The following is a 19539-nucleotide window of genomic DNA, read 5'->3' as shown; positions in this document are numbered from 1 at the left end:
GATCACGCGATGGGTATTTTGGACTGGAAGCACTGGATCGTCATTTTGGTGGTGGTAGTGCTGGTCTTCGGCACTAAAAAACTGAAAAACCTGGGGGCCGATGTTGGCGAATCGATCAAGGGGTTTCGCAAAGCCATGAATGACGATGAAGAGCCCACGCCGGCGCCCTTGCATCAAGCTGATGCTGCGGATGCACCCAGGACCCTCGACGGGCAGCGTCGTCAGGTCTGACTATTGACGAGGCGGTTGTCCCGCCGCCTCAGTCCTGGCCGCCCCACACGATAGTCGCGTTGTCACCGGTCATGTATTCGCGCACTTCCAGCGGCAGCGACTGATCGCTGGGCAGCACGACAGTTGCATTGCGCAAGTGGTGCTTGCGGATCTTGCCTTTGTCCACGAGCCCCAGTGCCATGCGAGTGGAGAAGGGTTGGCGGAATGAGGATGACGCCACCCCGGTGACCAGGCCGAAGAGGAACCGGATCGGTCGGCGATGCTGCGGCGTCAGAATGGAAAACGTCATCTCGTTACGCTGCTTGCCTTCGAAGTCCACCAGGAACAGACGGTCGCCGAGAAGCAGACAAAAACCGTGATACGTGAACGAGTAGCCGATCTTTCCGCTGCCATCGAGCAAGGGGAAGCGTTCTACCGTGACGTACTGGACCATGGAGTCGGCGCGATACAGGCACGTGACTGAACGCAGGATTCTTCCCTTGTAGATCGAAGAGTTGTGGTAGCGGTAATAGACGCCCAGATAGTCTTCAAGCAAGTCGGCGGATTGTTTTGCCAATGGCAGGAAATGATTGAACTGCGCCGAGGCACGCAAGGCCGTCGGTAATTCGTTTTCATACCCCTCGTAGAGTTTCTTGAACTCCGCAGGTGGCCGGAAAAGATCTTCGGCTTCCATCATGAAGTAACGGCTGATCTTCTGAAGAATCTTTTGGGAAGGTACGTGCTGGCCCACCAGGTACTTGTTGAACTGCTGGCGATTGACATCGACCTTGCGACACATGTCCGCGACCGACCGGCAGGACTCCACCAATGTGCTGAGATTTTTTTGCACGTTTGCCTGTAAGTCGCTACGAACCTGCTGGCGCTCGGGGTGCGAGGTGGCGGCAGTTAAAGACATGGGAGGCGTGTCTCCTCGGCTGGGCATCGTGGTCTCGATCTGGTCAGTTCGGATGAGGTGGTGGTTATAGCGGTTATCAGTGGTTATGGGGTAACCCTGAAATAACCTGCTTAAACTCAATCACTTGAATATCTTTTGAAAGGCTCAAGCAGGTTTCATGCCGTTACATGGGCGTTCAGTTACAAGTATCAAGCATTGCTGATTGCGTCAGATTGTAAGCGGTACCAGGGCTTGCTCGACAGTCATCGTCGCTCCTGAAAACACGTCGCTTCTGCAGACCTTGGCTAACTGGCCGGGAAACGGCCAAGTTACTCTCGGCCCCAGGCAGTAACACATTGATTTCTGCGGAGTAACACCAGGGTCGAAAGTTTGCGCGAGACGCTAATGATCTTCGCCAAATTGACACTTTTCCGGTGAGTTGCTTCGGTCTGCGTCAGGTTTCGCTGTAGTGCGAAATGGAGAAACAAACCCTCGCCATCGATACTCGCCTCGGTGCATTTGCCATTGCTGGTCCCCGGCAATGCCCGATGAGTACCAACCATCGGAGTCTTCGAGCTGTATCGAGCGTGCTCGACTTTGATCGGTTTCATGCGTGGCACTGCGCCACGTGTCAATGAAGTTGGGCTTTGTGCTCAGAATAACGGTGTTGAGGAAAAACGATGTCCAGCGAACTGCATAGAGCTGCATATTCGGTACTGCTTCCTGCGTTCGGCGATTTGAGCCTAAACGACAATGTTCGGCGTTATCTGAGCCGAGGTGGCGTGTCTATTTTGCTGGGGGAAACCCGGGAAGAATATGTCGGCCGGGACATGAGTCCGGCGCGAAAGAGCACCGAGTCCCAGGCTGATTTTGTCAACATCGCTCGAGATGCGACGTCATTGGCCGGTGCGCCGGTGCTGATCGCAGTGGATCAGGAACTCGGCGGTATCGAACGCCTCCACCAATTGGTCCCGGCAGTCGCGTCCAGGGAACAGCTCAAGGGTCTGGGCACACAGGACATCGAGCAGCGCTGCTTTGAGATGGCCCGCGTGGCGCGCGGCCTGGGCGTTAATCTGTTCCTGGCGCCGATCGTCGATGTCGTCACCGGCGCCAATCCTTGGCTGCACAACCGACATCTGGGCGCCGACCCCGTTGAAGTGAGCCGGGTGTCCTGCGCCTTTATCCGCGGGGTGCAGCGCGCGGGTGTCATCGCTACCGCCAAGCACTTTCCCGGTCACTACGTCACCGAGGCTGATCCGGCAATTGCTGAAGCCACCGTGCCCGGGCCACTGGAATTGCTTCAAGACAACCTTGATGTATTCAAGGATGTCATCGCCACCGGTGTGCTAGCGGTGATGCCAGGGCCTGCTGTTTTTCCGGCGATAGACCCTGATCATTGCGCATCGACCTCATCCAAGGTCATCGGGGTTTTGCGTGACCCCCTCGGATTCGATGGTTTGATCATTTCAGATGACCTGGATGCGGTGTCCATCCTCAGAGGCAACTCGATCACGGACACCGCTGTTGCTTCGCTGGCGGCCGGCGCGCACCTGTTACTCGTGTCCAGTGAATCGGGCCTTGATGCCATTGCTGAAGCCATTGTGGCGGCTGTCCACGATGGAGTGCTCGACCGCCAGATTCTGCTCGACGCGGCCTCGAAGGTGCGTGAACTGGCTGCGGCCCATAACACCCCTACAACTCAACGCGGGGTTGACCATGAGCTCGATTGAAAGCAAGGCCTACAGCGTGCTGTTTCCGGTCCTGCTCGATCTGGAAATGAATGACGATGTGCGCAAATTCCTGGGCAGCGGCGGGCGCAGCCTGCTGTTTGGCGAGACCGCGCAGGAATATGTCAGCGGCAAAATGAGCGCGAGCCGCCTGGCCTCGGAGACGCTGGAAAAGTGGCAGGGGTTTACCGCTGCGGCAATTGAGTTGAGCGGGCCGCTACTGTTGGCGGCAGATGCTGATATCTCTGCCGTCCACCGTCTACAGGGCATCGCGCCTGCGCTTCCCGAACCCGAACGGGCCAGGGCCATGGATGTGGCTGATCTTGAAGAGGCGTGTTTCCACGTTGCAACGGCAGTCCGAAAGGCCGGTGTGAATTTGCTGCTGTCGCCGACCGCCGACGTGCTGGGTGGCACCAATGTATGGCTTCAGGGGCGGACGCTCTCCGATGACGTGGACCGGGCCGCGGCCATGGTGGGTGCCTATGTGCGTGGTGTGCGGCGTGCCGGGATGGCCAGCACACTGAAGCACTTCCCCGGACATCCCGTGTTGCTGTGCCAACCGTCGATCGAGGAGGCGGTGGTGACCGCGTCGCTGGAGCAACTGCGCGGCTACTGGCCTGCGTTTCAAGCCGGGGTGAACGCAGGCGCGGACGCGGTGATGATGGGGCCAGCCATTTTCACGGCCTGCGAACCACCCGTTGCGGCCTCCGTGTCGCCTGGGTTGATCGGTCTGTTGCGACATGAACTGGGGTTCAAGGGGTTGGTCATGACCATCGATCTGGACCATCGCTCCACGATCGGCAACTCATCCCTCGGCGAGGTGACGGTGGCGGCGCTGAATGCCGGGGCGGATCTGTTGTTGCTTTCCGCGAAGGCGGTGCTGGAGATTCCGCAGATCGTTCGCGCGATTGTAGATGCCGTAGCTGCGGGCACCTTGGCGCAGGAACGCCTGGATGCCGCTGCGCTGGCCGTCTCGGCATTGGCCAATCGCCTGGCAAGTTTTAGTTCGTAACGCCTGGAGCTCCCCCATGAATACTCAAAAAAACGTCTTGGCCCTGCATTCCACAGTCGCAAAACATTCGACGTTGGCGATGGACATCGATATTGCGACAACGGTTGGTTTCGATGCATTGGAGATCTATGGCGGCAAGCTGGAGGCGTATTTAGCGGCTGGTTATTCCGAGCAGGAGCTCAAAGCGTTGCTCAAGGATATGCCTGTCACAGGGATAGGTTACCTGAGGGATATCGAACGCCAGGGGGCCGAGCGCGATGATCTGCTGAAGGAAGCGGAACGGCTTTTCCAGTTGGCCAACTGGGTCGGCGCCAAAGGTGTTCAAGTGCTCACCGGGCCTATCAATGTCCAGGCGGTGATCGATTACCAGCAGCACGGCAGGAGCGCTCACTACAGCGGTCTGTTGGGTTTCGGCGAGGCCGAACAGTATGGGTTGACCGCCAAGAATCTTGCAGTGCTGGCTGATCTGGCCAAGCAGTATGGCGTGCTTCTTTATCTCGAAGCGTTGTCCTGGACGCCATTGAATACGCTGGACCATCAACTGCAGCTGATTGATCGCACTGAGCGCGACAACGTCAAAATGGTGATCGATTACTGGCATTGCTTTACGTCCGGCGTTAAGCCGCAAGACATCGCGCGGATGAACAAAGACCTCATTTATGGCGTGCACGTATGCGACTCGCTGCCGTTCGAAGGGGGAATCCCCAACGAAGAAATACTGCGGGATGTACCGACGGGCAGCGGCATATTGAATCTGCTTGAGTGGACGTCCGCAGTGAGGGCCACCGGTTACGACGGATGGTGGAGCTGTGAGCTGTTTTGCAAAAAACAGCAGCAGCAGAACAGTTATGAGGTCGCGAAAGATTTGAAGACGCTTCTGACCCGACTCGTTGGGTTGTAACGCAGCGTTTGACCACATTCAAAACTTCCCTTTTTCAATATGCACTTCATAAAAGGTCTTAAGTCGTCATGGTGGATTTCATCGTAATCGGCGGTGGCTCGACAGGCTGCACGGTGGCATCGAGACTCAGCGAAGATGCCGGCGCGTCTGTGGTTCTTTTCGAAGAAGGGCCACGCGATCGCAACCCCTACATTCATATTCCCGGGGCCTACTACAAAACCGCCCAAGGTCCGCTGCTCAAGCGGTACGCGTGGGAGCCCACCGAAGACCAACGCCGCGTCGAAACACCGACCATGGTCCAGGCCAGCGTGTTGGGGGGCGGGAGTTCGGTCAATGCGATGATTTATATACGCGGCGTCCCCGCCGATTACGACGGCTGGGTCGAGCAGGGGGCCGCAGGGTGGGCTTATGAAGACGTATTGCCGTACTTCAAAAAAGCCGAGGATAACGAGCGCTTCTGTAACGACGTCCATGGCGTCGGCGGACCATTAGGGGTGTCCGACCCCATCAACATTCACCCGCTGACCAAAGTCTGGCTGCGTGCTTGCCAGCAATACGGGCTGCCGTACAACGAGGATTTCAACTCCGGCAAACCTGAGGGCTGCGGGCTTTATCAAATCACCGCCAAAAACGGTTTTCGAAGCAGTGCGGCAGTGGCCTACCTGGCCCCTGCCAAGTCACGCCAAAACCTGCAGGTGAAGACCGGTTGTCGGGTCATCCGGATTCTGACCCAGGGTAACAAAGCCATTGGCGTTGAATACATCGAGAATGGCGTGAGCCACACCCTGCACGCCGAAAAAGAGATCGTGTTATCGGCCGGCGCCATCAACTCGCCCCGATTATTGATGTTGTCAGGTATCGGTCCTGCCGCGCAGCTTGGCAAACACGGCATCAAGGTCGTCAAGGATCTGCCCGGCGTAGGTCAGAACCTTCAGGACCATATCGAAGTGTCGCTCGTCTATGAGCTGACGGGGCCCCACAGCTACGACAAGTACAAAAAGTGGCATTGGAAAATGATGGCGGGCTTGCAGTACGCCCTGTTCAGGCAAGGCCCGGCGGCCTCCAACTTGATTGAAGGCGGCGCTTTCTGGTGGGCAGACAAGGCGGCAACCAATCCCGACATTCAATACTTCATGGTCGTCGGCGCGGGCATCGAGGAGGGGGTGGATTCTGTTCCCGGGGGCAACGGTTGCACCTTGAACCTGGGCCAGATCCGTCCCAGGTCCAGAGGGTACGTCGAACTGTTTTCAGCGGACCCGCTGGCGCCCCCACGCATCGTGCCCAACTACTTCTCTGACCCTTATGACATTGAGAGCCTGGTTGATGGTTGCCTGGTGGGTGAAGAGATCATGTCCCAAGCCGCTTTCAAGCCTTACCTTGCAAGGCGCCATGTTCCGGATGAGGCTGTGAAGTCTCGAGAAGCGATGAAGAAATTCTGCCACGAAGAAGCCCATGCGGCGCTGCATCCTTCCGGGACCTGCCGCATGGGGGTGGATGAACAATCCGTTGTCGCTCCGGATCTCAAGGTGCACGGCATCGAAGGGCTGCGGGTTGCGGATGCGTCCATCATGCCCACATTGATCTCAGGCAACCCTAATTCGGTGTGCATCATGATTGGCGAAAAAGCGGCCGACATGATCAGGAACGGCCAATAGGTCGATATTCAGTAGGACCCTTTATCAAGGCGCGACGGTGACAAGTGCACAGCCGCGCCTTTTTGGTTCATGAAGAGCTACCGATCAACCACAATGTGCAACAAGTACTCAACGCCAACAGCAAAATCCCGCTGAACATTTTTGCCTTGAGCCCAAGTGAAGGCGTCGTTTCAATGGGCTTGGCCCTAGAATCAAAAGGCTTCAAGCGGAGTCTGGTTAGCTGGCCTGTCGCATAAAACACGCTATGCATGGCATGTACCCCTTGTGAGTCGTTTCTGCTCAAGTAGAGGCGGACCCGTGCCTCTTTTGGGGTGGGAGCAATCGGCATGCCATGGTTGGAACGGGCTCGTCTGAGTGGAGCAACGTCCTTTTGTCTTGCGGTGCGTAGGCCGAGGATAACCTGCAGCCTTGAGGCATCCGCTACGCTGCTCGGAGCTGGGCTTCGATCGCTGCCTTGTCGATGACCGACCAGACCTCGCGGATTTTGCCGTCCTCGAACCCGTAGAAGACGTTTTCGGCGAAGCAGATGCGTGCCCCATTCACCGCCAGGCCCAGGAACTCCCCAACCGGCGTGCAATTGAAGGCCAGGCGAGCCGCCAACTTAGGTGAGTCGATCACCAGGAATTCAATGGCGAAGCGCAAGTCGGGAATAGCCCGATAATCTGCTTCCAGCATGCTTCGATAGCCGTGCAACCCTAATGGTCTCGCGTTGTGAACTACATCCGGGTGCACAAAACGACCCAGGTTTTCCCAGTCCTGTGCGTTGAGGCAGGCGATGTAGTCGCTATAAAGATCGGCGAGGTTCGAGGTCATTGGGGCTGATTCTCCTTTGCATGGCTGTTCTTTGCGATCCTAGGCCCTATGGTCACGTCTCATCAAGGCAGTGGGTTGAACAGAAAGTCACTGGCGCCGGTATAGACAGTGGTCATCACATCGCCGAAGAGGCGCCGGTCGAGTTGGCTTGCGCATTGGAGGCTTTTTTCGCCGGGCGATGAGGGCCGGTGAAAAGCTCAATGTGACCCCGGCAACGGCAAAAGGCCCGCATGTGCGGGCCTCGTGTTGCCAATTGCATTTATTGCGCAGCTTTCTCGATCAGGTTAGCCACCACTTTCGGGTTGGACACCATCACCACATGGGAGGCGCCTTTAACCACGACGGTCTGCTTGGAATACGCACGCTCCGCCATGAACGCCATGGCCTGCGGGGGAATGTTCTTATCCTTGTCGCCGTACACGAACCAGGACGGAATGGTTTTCCAGGCAGGATCCGTGGCGGCTTCGTTCAGCGCGGCGACGGTGATGGGGCGTTGGCCGGCCGCCATCAGGCGAGCTTCAGCCTCAGGCACATCGGCTGCGAACTGGTCGTGGAATTTATCCTGCTGGATGTAGAGATCCTTGCCGCCATCAGCCAGCTCGACCGGGGCCGACAAGGCCGAGGCCAGGGTTCCGCCCGGGAATCGTCCAGACAGCTCTGCCGCGGTCTCGCCTGCTTCCGGGGTGAAAGCAGCCACATACACCAGGCCCTTCACGTTCTGATTGCCGTACGCCGCTTCGCTGATCACCGCACCGCCATAGGAATGGCCGACCAGAACCACGGGTGTCTTGATGTTCTTGACGATGCTTGCCACCGATTGTGCATCACTGCTGACGCCACGCAGCGGGTTCGCGGCCGCGATGACCGGATAGCCGTCTTTTTCCAGAATCTTGACTACGCCGTTCCAGCTCGACGAGTCGGCGAAAGCGCCATGGACCAAGACCACAGTGGGTTTGACGTCAGCAGCATTTGCAAAACCGGTGGCTGCGAAAGCGGTGGCGAAGGCCAGGCCGGAAAGAATCTTTTTCATGAGTAACTACCTGTAAGAGAAGAAAAGGGCGATTGCCAGGTTGGGTTTCTGTGTTGCGCGGTAACTATTTGCGCGATAACCAGTTGTGATAAAGTTATCGCCTAAAATGTTTGCGCGCAAGATATTTTTTAAGAATGAATTCGATGTTTATATAAGTGATTGTTTTTTAATGAAATATTTTCGTAGTGAGCTGCGGGCTCTGATCGAACCTCGAGCGAAAGGGAAGGTATTCACCCTCGGACTCATGGTCAGTCAGGCACGAGTCATGTCAGGACCGAGGCTGATGGTTGGACGGTCGTGACCCGGGACGGAGCGCTTTGCGCGCCATTCGAACACACCGTTGCGGTGACTTCATCGGGTGTTTCGGTGCTGACGTTGCACCTGGATGAGTTGGGGAGGGTGCGAGGCGAGGGCGTCAGGGGCGCTTTGTCTAAGGGCATATAGACGTTGCGACGGCGATCGGAGAGAGAGGCCCCGTCCCTTGGCTGCCTGTTGTTCTGAGGCTGCTTACGTGCTCCCTTCTCTATGACCGACTACGAGGCTACGCGGTTTTTCCCCCCGCGCTTGGCCTTGTACAGTGCGGCGTCCGCTGCTTGGATCAGTATGGTTTGATCGGTCCCGTTACGCGTCGTCGAGGCCACGCCAAAGGATGCGGTAACGCTGAACGTCTGTACTCCATCCGTAGGGCTCATGCTTTCCAGCGAATCCCGGATGGATTCGGCTCGCAGGAGAGCGTCTTCAATGGAGCAATCCGGCAATATGATGATCAGTTCTTCTCCACCAAACCGGCAGGCGACATCGGTGGCTCTGATTGACTTCATGATCAAGGATGCAGTGCTTCGCAGCACCGCGTCGCCCGCAGAATGACCATGGATGTCATTCAGTTTTTTGAAGTTATCCAGGTCGAGCATGATGAGGCTCAGGTCCACTGCGTCTCGAGTGGCTTTGGAGAGTTCGCGCTTGAGTGTTTCCTCCATGAAGCGACGGTTATACAGGCCCGTCAGGGGATCTTTAATCGACTGGACTTGCAGGACCTGGCGCATCCTACCGTTCGCCAGCGCGAGCGCCGTTTGCTCGGCGGCAGCTTCCGCAAACTGACGGCTGATCTCCTTGTCGCCATTTTCGCCAGCATGCTGGATATGCAAGAGTCCCAGTGTTTCTCCGTAGGCTATCAGCGGCAGGCACCAGTGAATCTCGCCATCGTTGAACTCTGATTTGTCTGAGTAGTGGGCGCAGCGCAGCTCATGACGGTGTTCAACCACATGGGGGTGGCCTCGACGTATGGCCCAACAGTCTTTGGGGCCGATGAGGACGTCTGATTGAGCCTCGACATGGCCCCAGCTTGCGGCGGGTTGCAGGGCATCAGCCGAGTTGCGGTACAGGTACAGCGTGCCGCTACTGCCCTCCAGCAACTGTTGGCAATAAGTGCTGACCAGTTGGAGCGTTTCCTCTTGGCTCATCTCAGTCTGCAGCAGGCGAGCCATTTCTGCGAGCAAGCCTATTTCTGTATTGCGCCGCTCAAGGTTTTTCAGGCTTTTGCTGAGTTGGGTGCTTGAAGAAAGCGCACTGGCCGTCGATTCGGCTTGGCGTTTTATGGTCTGACGCATGGATACATAAATAAATCGGCCCAGCACAAGCGTAAGCAGGAAGCTTGCGATGGATACGGCGACAGCCCAACGCAAGTTGGCGTTAAGCTGGTTGTCCAGAATAGCCACTTCCTCGACTTCTGCTTGAATCAGCTCGCCTCCCAGGTCGCGGACCTGGTCCATGAGGTGCTTGCCGCTACCTGTAGCGATTTCGGCCACCGTCGCAGCAGCACCTTGGGTGCTGCGCAGCTTGATCACCATGTCCAGGTGGTCCAGCTTCAGTGCGGACTTCTCGATGAAGTCCTCCACCTTGGCAATTTCAGCGGATGAATCGTTTCGATAGTTTTCACGAAGCAGCTTGATCGCGTCGGGAAGCTGCGACGTGGCGACGTAATAAGGGCGAAGAAATGTCTCCATCCCCGTTAATGCATACCCACGTTCGCCTGTTTCTGCGTCTACAAGCAAACCTTGCACCTTGCGAATACCGTCCAGCTGCTTTTCTACCACGTTGCGGTCGTTACGCGTTTCGTTCGTCCAGAACAGGGTAAACGGACCTACTGCGGCCGTGACGGACATGACCAATGTGGCAGTAGCTGCTGCGAGGAGAAGTCTGGGGGTGCGATGGGGCATCGTCAGCTCCAATGGGATTCACATCGTTATCGGCAAGTAAGGTTAATGGCGTAGGTGTATCACGCTAAAACCGTTAGGCGGTCAAAAGATTGCCTATCCGCTGAAAGGTCGCGCGGTTTACGCGGTGGCAGAATCTGCGCATTTTGGCCAGTAAGGCGAGGTATGCTGGTTAAACTGATCCCGGACCTAACGACCAACGCTGTTCAACGCTGGCGATTACTCAGGCGCTTCTGTATCGGCTGGAATCGGCGTGGGAATTTGCCATGAAGGTTTATGGCCATCCTGGCTGTCGAACGTGCGACGCGCCTTGCGGAAGTCGTCGACGTTTTCGACGACCCAAGTCCAAATAGGGGACATGCGGATCAACAGCCCCATGCCCAGCGGAGTCAGCTCATACTCGACACGAGGCGGAATTTCATCGAACGCTCGCCGAATCAGCAGACCATCACGCTCCAGGGAACGTAGCGTTTTGGTCAACATCCGCTGTGTTACACCGGCCAGCTGCTTTTTTATCTCGGCATGGCGCATGCTGCCGTACACACCCAAGGCATGCAGGATGCCCAACGACCAGCGGCTACCTGCGTGAGCAAGGACTTCGCGCCTGACGCCATCATCATCTTCTCTAAGCGACTGGCAGATAAATTGCGCATGGCTAAGCGTTTCCTGATCGGTCATTTCTCCCCCTGGTATCACGCGTGTGCCTTCTTATGAGCGCTGCCGAATCGTGCCAGCATCTGTTCATCTTACAGGCAACGGGTTTGAGGAGTAATGATGACCGCAGTGACTCAGTTTTCCCCCCAATCGATTCTCGTTCTAGGCGCCGGAGAACTTGGCCTCCCGGTTTTGCGCAATCTTGCGCGAGTGGCAAAGCGTGCGCCGGGTTCCCAAATCAGCGTCCTGCTCCGGGACTCGACCATCAACACTCAGTTGCCCGATAAAAAGCTGGAGATCGAGGAGCTCCGTAGTCTGGGTATCCAGACGGTTGCGGCAGACCTGGTGAACGATTCGATCGATCAGCTGGCTGAAGTCTTCGCACGTTTCGATACTGTAATAGGCTGCGCAGGCATGGTCGCGGGTCGAGAAACCCCGATGAAGTTGGCTACGGCCGCTCTCAGGTCCGGCGTGAAGCGTTACTTCCCATGGCAGTTTGGTGTCGATTACGACGTGATTGGGCGGGGCAGTCCTCAGGATCTATTCGATGCTCAGCTCGATGTGCGCGAGTTGCTTCGCGCCCAAGATAAAACTGAATGGGTCATCATCTCGACGGGTATGTTCACCAGCTTTCTCTTCGAGCCTGTATTTGAGGTAATTGATTTCGAAAATGACACAGTGAACGCCCTGGGCAGTCTGGAGAACAGCGTGACGCTCACGACACCCGACGACATCGGTACTCTGACGGCGGAAATCGTTTTCTTCGAACCTCGCTTGCGCAATGAAATCGTCTACCTTTCTGGCGACACTGTGACATATGGGCAGGTTGCGAGCATCCTTGAGCGGGTGCTGGGACGTCCATTCAAACGTAACGTGTGGACTGTTCCGTACCTGATCCAGGAATTGGAAAAAGACCCCACTCACCCCATCAAGAAGTACCGCGCTGTTTTTGCCCAAGGCAGAGGCGTGGCGTGGCCTAAAGCTGACACTTTCAACGAGCGGCAGTCGATTCAAGTCACCACGGCCGAGCAGTGGGCAAGGCAAAACCTCGCCGACAAGTGAGCGTAAAAGCCCCTCCGGCAAGCTTCTGGCGTCGAGATTTCATGGACGCGAAGCTGCGCTGAGCGTCGCCTCCTGGTCAGTCATGGGAATAGAGTTTCAAGGCCTTGGCAAAGCCTTGGGCTTTGAAAATAGCGCTGCCTTCGCCCAGATCGCCATCACTGGCGACAAGGTAAACCTCGTTTGTATCTGGCTTGAGCGCCAGGCTGGTTGAACGCAGAAAGTGGCCGTGTTCACGTCCCGGTATCAGGATCTGCCCGATGGGAAGGCCGCTTGGATTGAGTACCAGGACACGCCCCTGGCTGTACATGGCCACGTACAAGTTGCCGTCCTGATCGACGCGCATCGAATCGGGGGAGGGACCGTTGAATCGATAAACCACGGCCTCGCCAAAAGGCGCTATGGTCCGAGCGTCTTTGAGTTCAATGCGATGAAGCAAGCCGGAGGCAAATTCCGTCACCCACAAGGTTTTTCCGTCGGGGGCGAGGGCGATGCCGTTGGCTATCGCCAGCTTGGGCAGGATCGGGACGATTGACTGCCCGTCCGCGGGCACATAATAAACGCCGCCCGTTGGCTCGGTAGACGTGCCCTTGAAGTCGGTGAAGTAAAAGCCCCCGGTGCTGTCGAACACCAGATCATCGACCAGGTAGTTTTTATTACCCGCAATGAGCTCTTTCTTCCCCGAGCCATCCGATTGGTAGACCGTCAGGTTACCTGTGTTCTTGAAGTTTCCAAGACCAGCTACAAACAGGCGTCCATCTTTATGTATGGCCAATCCTGCTGAACCCAACGTGTTTTTCTGCACGACAACACTGAGCTTTCCTTGTGGGTCGGCCTTGAGTACCTGGCCACCGAACACCTCCACGAATAGCAAATTACCCTCTCGGTCGAACGAAGGGCCTTCCAGTTGCATGCCTTCGTCCGAGACTTTGATCCAGCGCTGTGCAGTAACCGTCGGAAGGTCTTTTTCTGGCGCCGGAATGGCATACAGCTGTTTGTCGCCTGCGGGATAAGCGAGGGTTGGAATTGATTCACCGGCGTGTGCCATGAATGCAGTCGCGCTCAACACCAACAGCAGGGATGCGGGGATATTCTTAGGCATGATGATTACCTGGGTTGTTGTCGTGCTTGCTGGAGATCATGGGTGTGCCAGCGCGACGAGGGCCGGAACCGTGAGCACGGCGGTGTAATAGCCCATGAATTGGACGCCAATGTTGAAGCCCAGAAAGCGTGAGAGAAATCCGCCGAGCAGGCCGATGGTGATGATGACCAACAAGCCCAGGAGGCCACCTTCCCAGATGCCAATTACCAGGATCAGGCCAACGAATGTCGAGATCACGGCTTCGTGGCTGATGTTGCGCGACACATAGGAGGCGGCTCTGTGTGCGTAGCTCATGGTGAAGGGATAAGCAATCAGAATGGCAATGACCACTGCCAACATGCCGTAGCCCAGAAACTCCCATGTGCTGAGCAATGAGTGCAGGTTGTGCACCTGACCCGTTGCGTTGTCGACGCTAAAGCGTGGGGGAGCATTGAAGAGCGGCGCCGCCGGGCCTGCGGCGACAGGGCTCAGTGGCAGGCCAAACGCGATCAGCGGGATTAACGCTTCGGCGAGATAAGTTGATTCGGTCACCCCGTTTCGAGCGGTGATGACTGTGGTCAACCGATGGTAAACGTGCTTGACCCTCGAGCCGACGACTTCGCCCATGATGACGGTCATGGCAACCGGGCTGAACACAAAAGTGGCGCTGGAGATTACCGCAGTGATGGCCGTCCACAGGCTTTGCCTGCTGTCCAATACCTTGAGTGGATTAGGGAAAAATCCGCCCCCGCTTTTTACGTCGGGAGACAAGGAGAAAGTGCGCACCTCCTGGCGTCGCATTGTTTCTCGCTCGGCCGGCGCGAGCATGGAGAACAGGGCGGCGATCAATGGGCCGATGGCAATGCCGAGGAAGTAGCTGACACTGAGCTTGACCCCATACTGGCCGGTGACGCTTTGCAGGGCCACGATCACCATGACGAAAGGGATCAGCGTCAGCACCGCCGCCATGCGACCTTTGGAAAACCATGCGATAGCGACCGCTGCGCACAGGAATACCCAGGGTGCGGCACGCTTGATCATGTCACCGAACGGCGCGAGCATCACGGCGAACAGTACCGCCATCGGAACAGCAATCAACGCAGCAATGACCGCGCCCGAAATCATCTTGCGCAGTGCGATGTGGGGGACGCCCAGATTGCGCAAATAGTTGGCTTCGCGCATGAGCGGCGTTGCCATGGTGTCGCCCGGAATACCCAGTAGAGCCGTCGGTACGGCGTGGGTCATATGTTTGGCCACGGCGCCCGCCAGGAAGAATGTCAGCACACCCGCGGCAGGAACGCCCAGCAGAACGACCAGCAACGTCAGTGGGGCGAGCGTCGTGGTTTCATCGCTACCCGAAATGAGCCCGATCCCGGCAAAAATCACCGCCCCCAGGATACCCATGCCCAACGCAATCAGGATCTGATCCAGCAGGGGAGCGATCATGACCGGTCACCCTCGATGCTTCCCGCGCTGACCGCGGCGATGGGAGGGGCATCGAAGCTTTTCGTGCACGTGTTCAGACCTTTCTCGTAATCTGCGAACAGGTCATAAAGATCCATTTCACGCAGTTCCGCTATTGTGGCTGGCGGCAGGTCAGTCAGATTGCCGAGCGGGCCGTATTCATTCTCCAACTCGATCAGGATTGCTGAACGCCACGCCGGATCTGCCAGATGCTCTACGACATGACGCTTGGGTTTGAACATCGATGCACTGATGGCGCCTCCTGCGAGGCAGCCGACGATACCCACCAGCATTGCGTATGCACGGGCCATCTGCAGAGAGTCCACCCAGCCAACAAACAGGTATTGCGCCAGGGAGAACGTGCCGAGGCTGACGATGGCGCCGATGCCAATGGAATAGATCAAGTGGCGACCGTCTACCGTGTCGCCCCATACTTCAAACAGTTCGGATTTCATTAGGATTCTCCCACTGCCCCTGCGGGCTTTTATTGTTATGAACGTGAAGAGATGCGCTTTAGTTCGTTTCTACAAGATCACGTTTCGCGAGGAGGGCATGGAACACTCGGGATGCTGTTTCCCACCCGGGTTCGGCATTGATGAACCCGGACGTGAGCGTCGGCCATGATCATTCCTGCGCGCGCTTTTGCTTGAGCAGTTCAGCCGCTTTGTCTGAACGCACATCACCCGCCTCAACCATCTGCTTGACCAGCCACTTGACCTCTTCGCCTTTGGCACCGGCGGACAGCGCAATGTTGCGCGCATGCAAAGCCATGTGTCCGCGTTGTATTCCTTCCGTCGACAATGCACGCAGTGCGCCCAGGTTTTGAGCCAGGCCCACTGCCACTGCGATTTCGGCGAGTTCTTGCGCCGTCTTCACACCCAGGATGCGGAGCGACAGTTGTGCCAGCGGGTGAGTCTTCGTGGCGCCGCCGACCAGGCCGACAGGCATGGGCATTTCCAGGGTGCCCACCAGATGACCTTTGCCATCTTTTTCCCACGTGGTCAGCGAACCGTAATGGCCATTGCGGCAGGCATAGGCGTGTGCGCCGGCCTCCACCGCGCGCCAGTCGTTGCCCGTGGCGACGATAAGCGGGTCGATGCCATTCATGATGCCTTTGTTGTGAGTGGCTGCACGATAGGGGTCGATGACAGCAAAGTTGTATGCATCGAGGATCCCTTCAATGACGTCTGCGCCTTTGTAGGCTGCGGTCGTGAGCAGTTCGGGGGCAATGCGGATCTGAGCCCTGGCAAGACGCAGGTCCGCCAGGTTGGACAGAATGCGCAGTCGTACCTTGCCTCCGGTAATGTCTTCCATCAGCGGGGCAACCGCTTCAGCCATGGTGTTCACGGTGTTGGCGCCCATGGCATCGCGCACATCCACGATGAGGTGGGCCACCAGCATCGGCCCGCGGGGGCTCTGGGCAAAGGTGTGCACTTCAATGTCGCGGCAGCCGCCGCCCAACGTGTTGAGCAGTTGATCCTTGCGGTTGGCGAGTTCGATGATTTCGTCTTTGCGACGCAAAAGGCTCAGGCGTGCATTGAAGGGGTCTTCGATCTCGACAATCTGCACTTGGGCTCGCATCAGCGGCAAGGAACTGGATGTCTGGAAACCACCGGCATCGCGTGCCAGCTTGGCCATGAACGAAGCCGCCGCGACCACCGACGGCTCTTCAACCACCAACGGCACGATTACGTCACGACCATTGATTTGGAAGTTGCTCGCGACGGCGTAGGGCAATTCGAATTTGCCGATCACGTTCTCGATCATGCCGTCGGCAATCTCCAAGGGGAGGGCGCCGGCATCGCGTAGAAGGGCAACGTCCGCTTCTGGAAGCTCAAGCAGCGCTTGCAAATGGCCCAGGCGTTCGGCGGGCGACAGGCTGCGGAACATGGGGAGGCGGGAGTCGATACTCATGGGAAGGGTCCTGGCGCAGTTATTGTTATTGAATGGCTGTCACCCTATTCACATGTGTCCAAGTAAAAAAGGTACAGTTTGGACAGACAGTACCTAAGCTGTACCCTCTGTAACTCATTCGTCCAGGGTTCTATACGATGGCGCGGCTGACACTTGCCCAGCAACTGACGGCCTCATTAGTCGAGCAAATCGGCAATGGCACTTACCGGGTGGGTGACCGCTTGCCCTCCCTGCGCGAGTGCATGCGACTGTTTGGCCATTCGAAAAACACGGTGATCAACGCTTATGAATCGCTGGCCTCCCAAGGACTTGTCGAAGCGCGCCATGGCCAGGGCTTCTTCGTCAAGCAGGGAGCCCCGAGCAGTCACGAACCGGAAGAGCCGCTACCGTTCACCCGGGCGATGGACACCATCTGGCTCATGCGCCAGCAGTTTGTCCGTGAGCCCGGTCACTCGCCACTCGGTGAGGGGTTTCCACCCGTAGAGTGGCTGATGGATTTGCGATTGGACAAGTTCACCCGCCAGGTCATGCGTATCGGTGTAACGACGCTTTTCCGCTACGGCAATCGGTTGGGGAACGCAGCGCTTCGGCAACATCTGGTGCAAAAACTGGCGACCTACTCAATTACCGCAAGCCCTCGCCAGATTGTGACCACCCATGGAGCCAATCACGCACTGGACCTGATAATCCGTCGGTTCATAGCGCCCGGGGACTGCGTTTTTGTTGAGAATCCGGGCTATTACCCGCTATTTGGCAAGCTGCAATTACAAGGCGCCCGGATGCTATCCGTACCCAGATTGCCCGATGGGCCGGACATGGACGTGCTGGAGCAGCATCTGCTTGTACATAAGCCAAAATTATTTTTCATGCAGTCTGTCGGGCACAATCCGACGGGCTCCGATATTTCACCCGGCAAAGCCCATCGGTTGGTTCAGTTAGCGCAAGAGCACAACTTCATCCTGGTGGACGACGACGCTTTGGCAGATTTTAAACCGGCATCGGCAATCAAGGTGTCGGCGCTGGATCAGTTGCGACGCTCGCTGTACGTGGGAAGCTTTTCAAAATCGGTGTCTGCGGCATTGAGGGTTGGGTTTATCGCAGGCAGTAAAGACGTCATAGATGAACTGGGCGACCTGAAAATGCTGCTGCATACCAGCACTTCGGAGCTTTGTGAGCGAACCGTCGACGTCATCCTGACGGAGGGGCATTTCCTGCGCCATCTGATCCGCTTACAAGAGCGGCTAAAAATTGCCACCACGACAGGTTTGCAGATGCTGGATGACATTGGCGCCGAAGTCTTCGTCAGGCCGGAGCAAAGCCTCTATTTATGGGCCAGGTTTCCTCACGTTGACGATGCAAGGGAGCTCACCCGTCGACTGCTTCCGAAGGGTTTCATGATTGCCCCTGGGCACATTTTTTCTCCGGAACAGTCGCGTATGAATCCATGGACGAGATTGAATGTCGCGTATCTGAATGATCCATTGCTCAAGGCCGTATTGGACGATTGAGATTACCGGGGCTTCAGCCGCATTTGTGTGTTCATCGAATTTCTTGAGGAGATCCTGGCCCGGTGATCTCGATGCGCTTTTTTACCTGGCGGATCCAGGAAAACCATGGCGCCTGGCGAACCACACCACCGCCAGCGTGATCACCAGGAGCGCGATGAGGGCAGGGGCAAACGCGGCGACACCCAGGTGTTCCAGCAGCACGCCGCCAATGATCCCGCCGCCCGCAATAGCCAGGTTCCAGGCGGTGACCAACATGGACTGGGCGACATCCGCCGCATCTCCCGCCGTCTTGGCCAGTGCAGTCTGGAACAACGTTCCCGCGCCGCCGAAAGCGATCCCCCAGGCACCCACCGCGAGATAGACCGCAGCCAGGCTGTCGTTCATCACCCACAGCAGCAGCGCCGCAATGGCGAACAAGGTCGTGCCGGCAAGCGTCAATGGCCGGAGATGCCGGTCGATCAGTACGCCGACGATCCAGATGCCCAGTAGCGACGTGACGCCGAAAACCAATAGGACCTGCTCGGTGCGATCGGCCAGTCCGGCGGCGCCTAAGAATGGGGCGATGTAGGTGAAGAGAATGTTGTGTGCCAGCACGAACGAAAGCACTGCGAGCAGGACCGGCCGAACGCCCGGGAGCCTGACAACGTGGCCCAGGCCAAAGCGTTTGTTCGCGGCTTGCCCTGGGAAGTCAGGCACTTTCAGGCGCACCCAGACCATCAAGGCTAGCGCAAACAGGCTCATGATCGCGAAGCTCATCCGCCAACCGATCAGGTTGCCGAGCAGGGTCCCGGCAGGCACACCCAGGGATAACGCCAGTGGCGCACCGACCATGGCAATCGCGATGGCTCGGCCTTTTTGGCTCTCTGGCACCAGGCGGGCGGCATAGCCTGCCAACAATGCCCAGAGCAGCCCGGCTGCAACACCGCCCAACATCCGGGCAATGATCGTCAAGCCGTAGCTGGTTGAAAGCGCCGTGACCGTATTGGCAACGGCAAAGCCGGCGATCGCGAACAACAGAAGCGAGCGTCGCCGCATGCCTTGGGTGGCTGCTGTCAGTGGAATGGCCGCCAGTAACGAGCCGATGGCATAGACCGTCACCCACTGGCCTGCGAGCGCCTCGGAAACGGCCAGCCCTTGGCTGATCTGGGTAAGCAGGCCGGCTGGCAATGCTTCGGTCAGGATCGTAATGAATGCCGCCAATGCCAGGGCAAACAGTGATCCGAGAGGCAATGGCGCAGGGGCTTGCGTAACGTCTGGGGGGAGCTTGATGTGGGTATTGGCAATCGTCATGGTTCACCTTTTGGTGGCGCAGTTGACGCACCCTACGGTGTCGTCAGCAGCAGGGTCGGTACGTGTCGACTACGGTAGGGGCCCACCCGGGATGAGACAAGAATGCTAGAGTG

17 protein-coding genes are annotated in these 19539 nt (G+C 57.3%); 7 read left to right on the top strand and 10 right to left on the bottom strand.

Annotated features, from left to right (window positions below):
* Positions 1-9 precede the first annotated feature (9 nt).
* Entirely contained in the window at positions 10-231 is a 222-nt protein-coding gene (locus LOY70_RS17760; protein WP_265038104.1) for a twin-arginine translocase TatA/TatE family subunit, read from the top strand.
* Positions 232-259: 28 nt separating this feature from the next.
* On the opposite strand, the gene LOY70_RS17755 is transcribed toward LOY70_RS17760, so the two are convergent.
* Positions 260-1126: a helix-turn-helix domain-containing protein gene (locus LOY70_RS17755; RefSeq protein ID WP_265028690.1), complete on the bottom strand. Its 867-nt coding sequence runs from the start codon at positions 1124-1126 to the stop codon at positions 260-262.
* 659 nt (positions 1127-1785) lie between these two features.
* On the opposite strand from LOY70_RS17755, the gene LOY70_RS17750 reads away from it, so the two are divergent.
* The 4 genes from LOY70_RS17750 (at position 1786) to LOY70_RS17735 (ending at position 6400) form a co-directional block, all read left to right on the top strand.
* Positions 1786-2835, top strand: a complete 1050-nt coding sequence (locus tag LOY70_RS17750) for a glycoside hydrolase family 3 N-terminal domain-containing protein (protein WP_265028689.1) — start codon at positions 1786-1788, stop codon at positions 2833-2835.
* Entirely contained in the window at positions 2822-3844 is a 1023-nt protein-coding gene (locus LOY70_RS17745; protein WP_265028688.1) for a glycoside hydrolase family 3 N-terminal domain-containing protein, read from the top strand. Before LOY70_RS17750 ends, LOY70_RS17745 begins: the two co-directional genes overlap by 14 nt.
* Before the next feature lie 16 nt (positions 3845-3860).
* Positions 3861-4745 carry a sugar phosphate isomerase/epimerase family protein gene (locus tag LOY70_RS17740; RefSeq protein WP_265028687.1) on the top strand — a complete coding sequence of 295 codons (885 nt, stop codon included), beginning with the start codon at positions 3861-3863 and terminating at the stop codon, positions 4743-4745.
* Between the two features lie 68 nt (positions 4746-4813).
* Positions 4814-6400: a GMC family oxidoreductase gene (locus LOY70_RS17735; RefSeq protein ID WP_265028686.1), complete on the top strand. Its 1587-nt coding sequence runs from the start codon at positions 4814-4816 to the stop codon at positions 6398-6400.
* 420 nt (positions 6401-6820) lie between these two features.
* Here the strand turns inward: LOY70_RS17735 and LOY70_RS17730 are convergent, their stop codons facing one another.
* From LOY70_RS17730 to LOY70_RS17710, 4 genes are all read right to left on the bottom strand, one after another.
* On the bottom strand, positions 6821-7213 hold the full coding sequence (locus LOY70_RS17730; protein WP_265028685.1) for an ester cyclase: 393 nt from the start codon (positions 7211-7213) through the stop codon (positions 6821-6823).
* Between the two features lie 259 nt (positions 7214-7472).
* The gene (locus tag LOY70_RS17725) at positions 7473-8243 is read right to left on the bottom strand and encodes an alpha/beta fold hydrolase (protein ID WP_265028684.1); all 771 of its coding nucleotides are present in this window, start codon (positions 8241-8243) and stop codon (positions 7473-7475) included.
* Between the two features lie 533 nt (positions 8244-8776).
* On the bottom strand, positions 8777-10459 hold the full coding sequence (locus tag LOY70_RS17715; protein ID WP_265028683.1) for a GGDEF domain-containing protein: 1683 nt from the start codon (positions 10457-10459) through the stop codon (positions 8777-8779).
* A 216-nt stretch (positions 10460-10675) separates the two neighbouring features.
* On the bottom strand, positions 10676-11134 hold the full coding sequence (locus tag LOY70_RS17710) for a winged helix-turn-helix transcriptional regulator (RefSeq protein ID WP_265028682.1): 459 nt from the start codon (positions 11132-11134) through the stop codon (positions 10676-10678).
* A gap of 96 nt (positions 11135-11230) precedes the next feature.
* On the opposite strand from LOY70_RS17710, the gene LOY70_RS17705 reads away from it, so the two are divergent.
* The gene (locus LOY70_RS17705; protein ID WP_265028681.1) at positions 11231-12172 is read left to right on the top strand and encodes an aromatic alcohol reductase; all 942 of its coding nucleotides are present in this window, start codon (positions 11231-11233) and stop codon (positions 12170-12172) included.
* A gap of 76 nt (positions 12173-12248) precedes the next feature.
* Here the strand turns inward: LOY70_RS17705 and LOY70_RS17700 are convergent, their stop codons facing one another.
* The 4 genes from LOY70_RS17700 to LOY70_RS17685 all read right to left on the bottom strand — a co-directional run bounded on the left by LOY70_RS17700 (position 12249) and on the right by LOY70_RS17685 (position 16628).
* Entirely contained in the window at positions 12249-13271 is a 1023-nt protein-coding gene (locus LOY70_RS17700; protein WP_265028680.1) for an SMP-30/gluconolactonase/LRE family protein, read from the bottom strand.
* Positions 13272-13307: 36 nt separating this feature from the next.
* A complete protein-coding gene (locus tag LOY70_RS17695) occupies positions 13308-14696 on the bottom strand; it encodes a tripartite tricarboxylate transporter permease (protein ID WP_265028679.1) in 1389 nt (462 codons plus the stop codon).
* The gene (locus tag LOY70_RS17690) at positions 14693-15169 is read right to left on the bottom strand and encodes a hypothetical protein (RefSeq protein WP_265028678.1); all 477 of its coding nucleotides are present in this window, start codon (positions 15167-15169) and stop codon (positions 14693-14695) included. Before LOY70_RS17690 ends, LOY70_RS17695 begins: the two co-directional genes overlap by 4 nt.
* Before the next feature lie 169 nt (positions 15170-15338).
* The gene (locus tag LOY70_RS17685) at positions 15339-16628 is read right to left on the bottom strand and encodes a hydroxymethylglutaryl-CoA reductase, degradative (protein WP_265028677.1); all 1290 of its coding nucleotides are present in this window, start codon (positions 16626-16628) and stop codon (positions 15339-15341) included.
* A 137-nt stretch (positions 16629-16765) separates the two neighbouring features.
* Between LOY70_RS17685 and LOY70_RS17680 the strand changes: the two genes are divergently transcribed.
* On the top strand, positions 16766-18136 hold the full coding sequence (locus LOY70_RS17680) for a PLP-dependent aminotransferase family protein (protein ID WP_265028676.1): 1371 nt from the start codon (positions 16766-16768) through the stop codon (positions 18134-18136).
* 81 nt (positions 18137-18217) lie between these two features.
* Here LOY70_RS17680 and LOY70_RS17675 read toward each other — a convergent pair whose 3' ends face one another.
* Complete coding sequence (locus LOY70_RS17675; RefSeq protein ID WP_265028675.1) at positions 18218-19426, bottom strand: MFS transporter; 1209 nt, start codon at positions 19424-19426, stop codon at positions 18218-18220.
* Between the last annotated feature and the right edge of the window lie 113 nt (positions 19427-19539).

Origin of the sequence: Pseudomonas sp. B21-054, from assembly GCF_026016345.1 — a bacterium.
Classification (GTDB): Bacteria; Pseudomonadota; Gammaproteobacteria; order Pseudomonadales; family Pseudomonadaceae; genus Aquipseudomonas.
Note: the sequence above shows the minus strand (reverse complement) of the source record. Positions and strands in the feature narration are given on the sequence as shown.

Coding starts and splice junctions, on each gene's coding strand:
- LOY70_RS17760 (WP_265038104.1), top strand. CDS start 10: ATGGGTATTTTGGACTGGAAGCACTGGATCGTCATTTTGGTGGTGGTA.
- LOY70_RS17755 (WP_265028690.1), bottom strand. CDS start 1,126: ATGTCTTTAACTGCCGCCACCTCGCACCCCGAGCGCCAGCAGGTTCGT.
- LOY70_RS17750 (WP_265028689.1), top strand. CDS start 1,786: ATGTCCAGCGAACTGCATAGAGCTGCATATTCGGTACTGCTTCCTGCG.
- LOY70_RS17745 (WP_265028688.1), top strand. CDS start 2,822: ATGAGCTCGATTGAAAGCAAGGCCTACAGCGTGCTGTTTCCGGTCCTG.
- LOY70_RS17740 (WP_265028687.1), top strand. CDS start 3,861: ATGAATACTCAAAAAAACGTCTTGGCCCTGCATTCCACAGTCGCAAAA.
- LOY70_RS17735 (WP_265028686.1), top strand. CDS start 4,814: ATGGTGGATTTCATCGTAATCGGCGGTGGCTCGACAGGCTGCACGGTG.
- LOY70_RS17730 (WP_265028685.1), bottom strand. CDS start 7,213: ATGACCTCGAACCTCGCCGATCTTTATAGCGACTACATCGCCTGCCTC.
- LOY70_RS17725 (WP_265028684.1), bottom strand. CDS start 8,243: ATGAAAAAGATTCTTTCCGGCCTGGCCTTCGCCACCGCTTTCGCAGCC.
- LOY70_RS17715 (WP_265028683.1), bottom strand. CDS start 10,459: ATGCCCCATCGCACCCCCAGACTTCTCCTCGCAGCAGCTACTGCCACA.
- LOY70_RS17710 (WP_265028682.1), bottom strand. CDS start 11,134: ATGACCGATCAGGAAACGCTTAGCCATGCGCAATTTATCTGCCAGTCG.
- LOY70_RS17705 (WP_265028681.1), top strand. CDS start 11,231: ATGACCGCAGTGACTCAGTTTTCCCCCCAATCGATTCTCGTTCTAGGC.
- LOY70_RS17700 (WP_265028680.1), bottom strand. CDS start 13,271: ATGCCTAAGAATATCCCCGCATCCCTGCTGTTGGTGTTGAGCGCGACT.
- LOY70_RS17695 (WP_265028679.1), bottom strand. CDS start 14,696: ATGATCGCTCCCCTGCTGGATCAGATCCTGATTGCGTTGGGCATGGGT.
- LOY70_RS17690 (WP_265028678.1), bottom strand. CDS start 15,169: ATGAAATCCGAACTGTTTGAAGTATGGGGCGACACGGTAGACGGTCGC.
- LOY70_RS17685 (WP_265028677.1), bottom strand. CDS start 16,628: ATGAGTATCGACTCCCGCCTCCCCATGTTCCGCAGCCTGTCGCCCGCC.
- LOY70_RS17680 (WP_265028676.1), top strand. CDS start 16,766: ATGGCGCGGCTGACACTTGCCCAGCAACTGACGGCCTCATTAGTCGAG.
- LOY70_RS17675 (WP_265028675.1), bottom strand. CDS start 19,426: ATGACGATTGCCAATACCCACATCAAGCTCCCCCCAGACGTTACGCAA.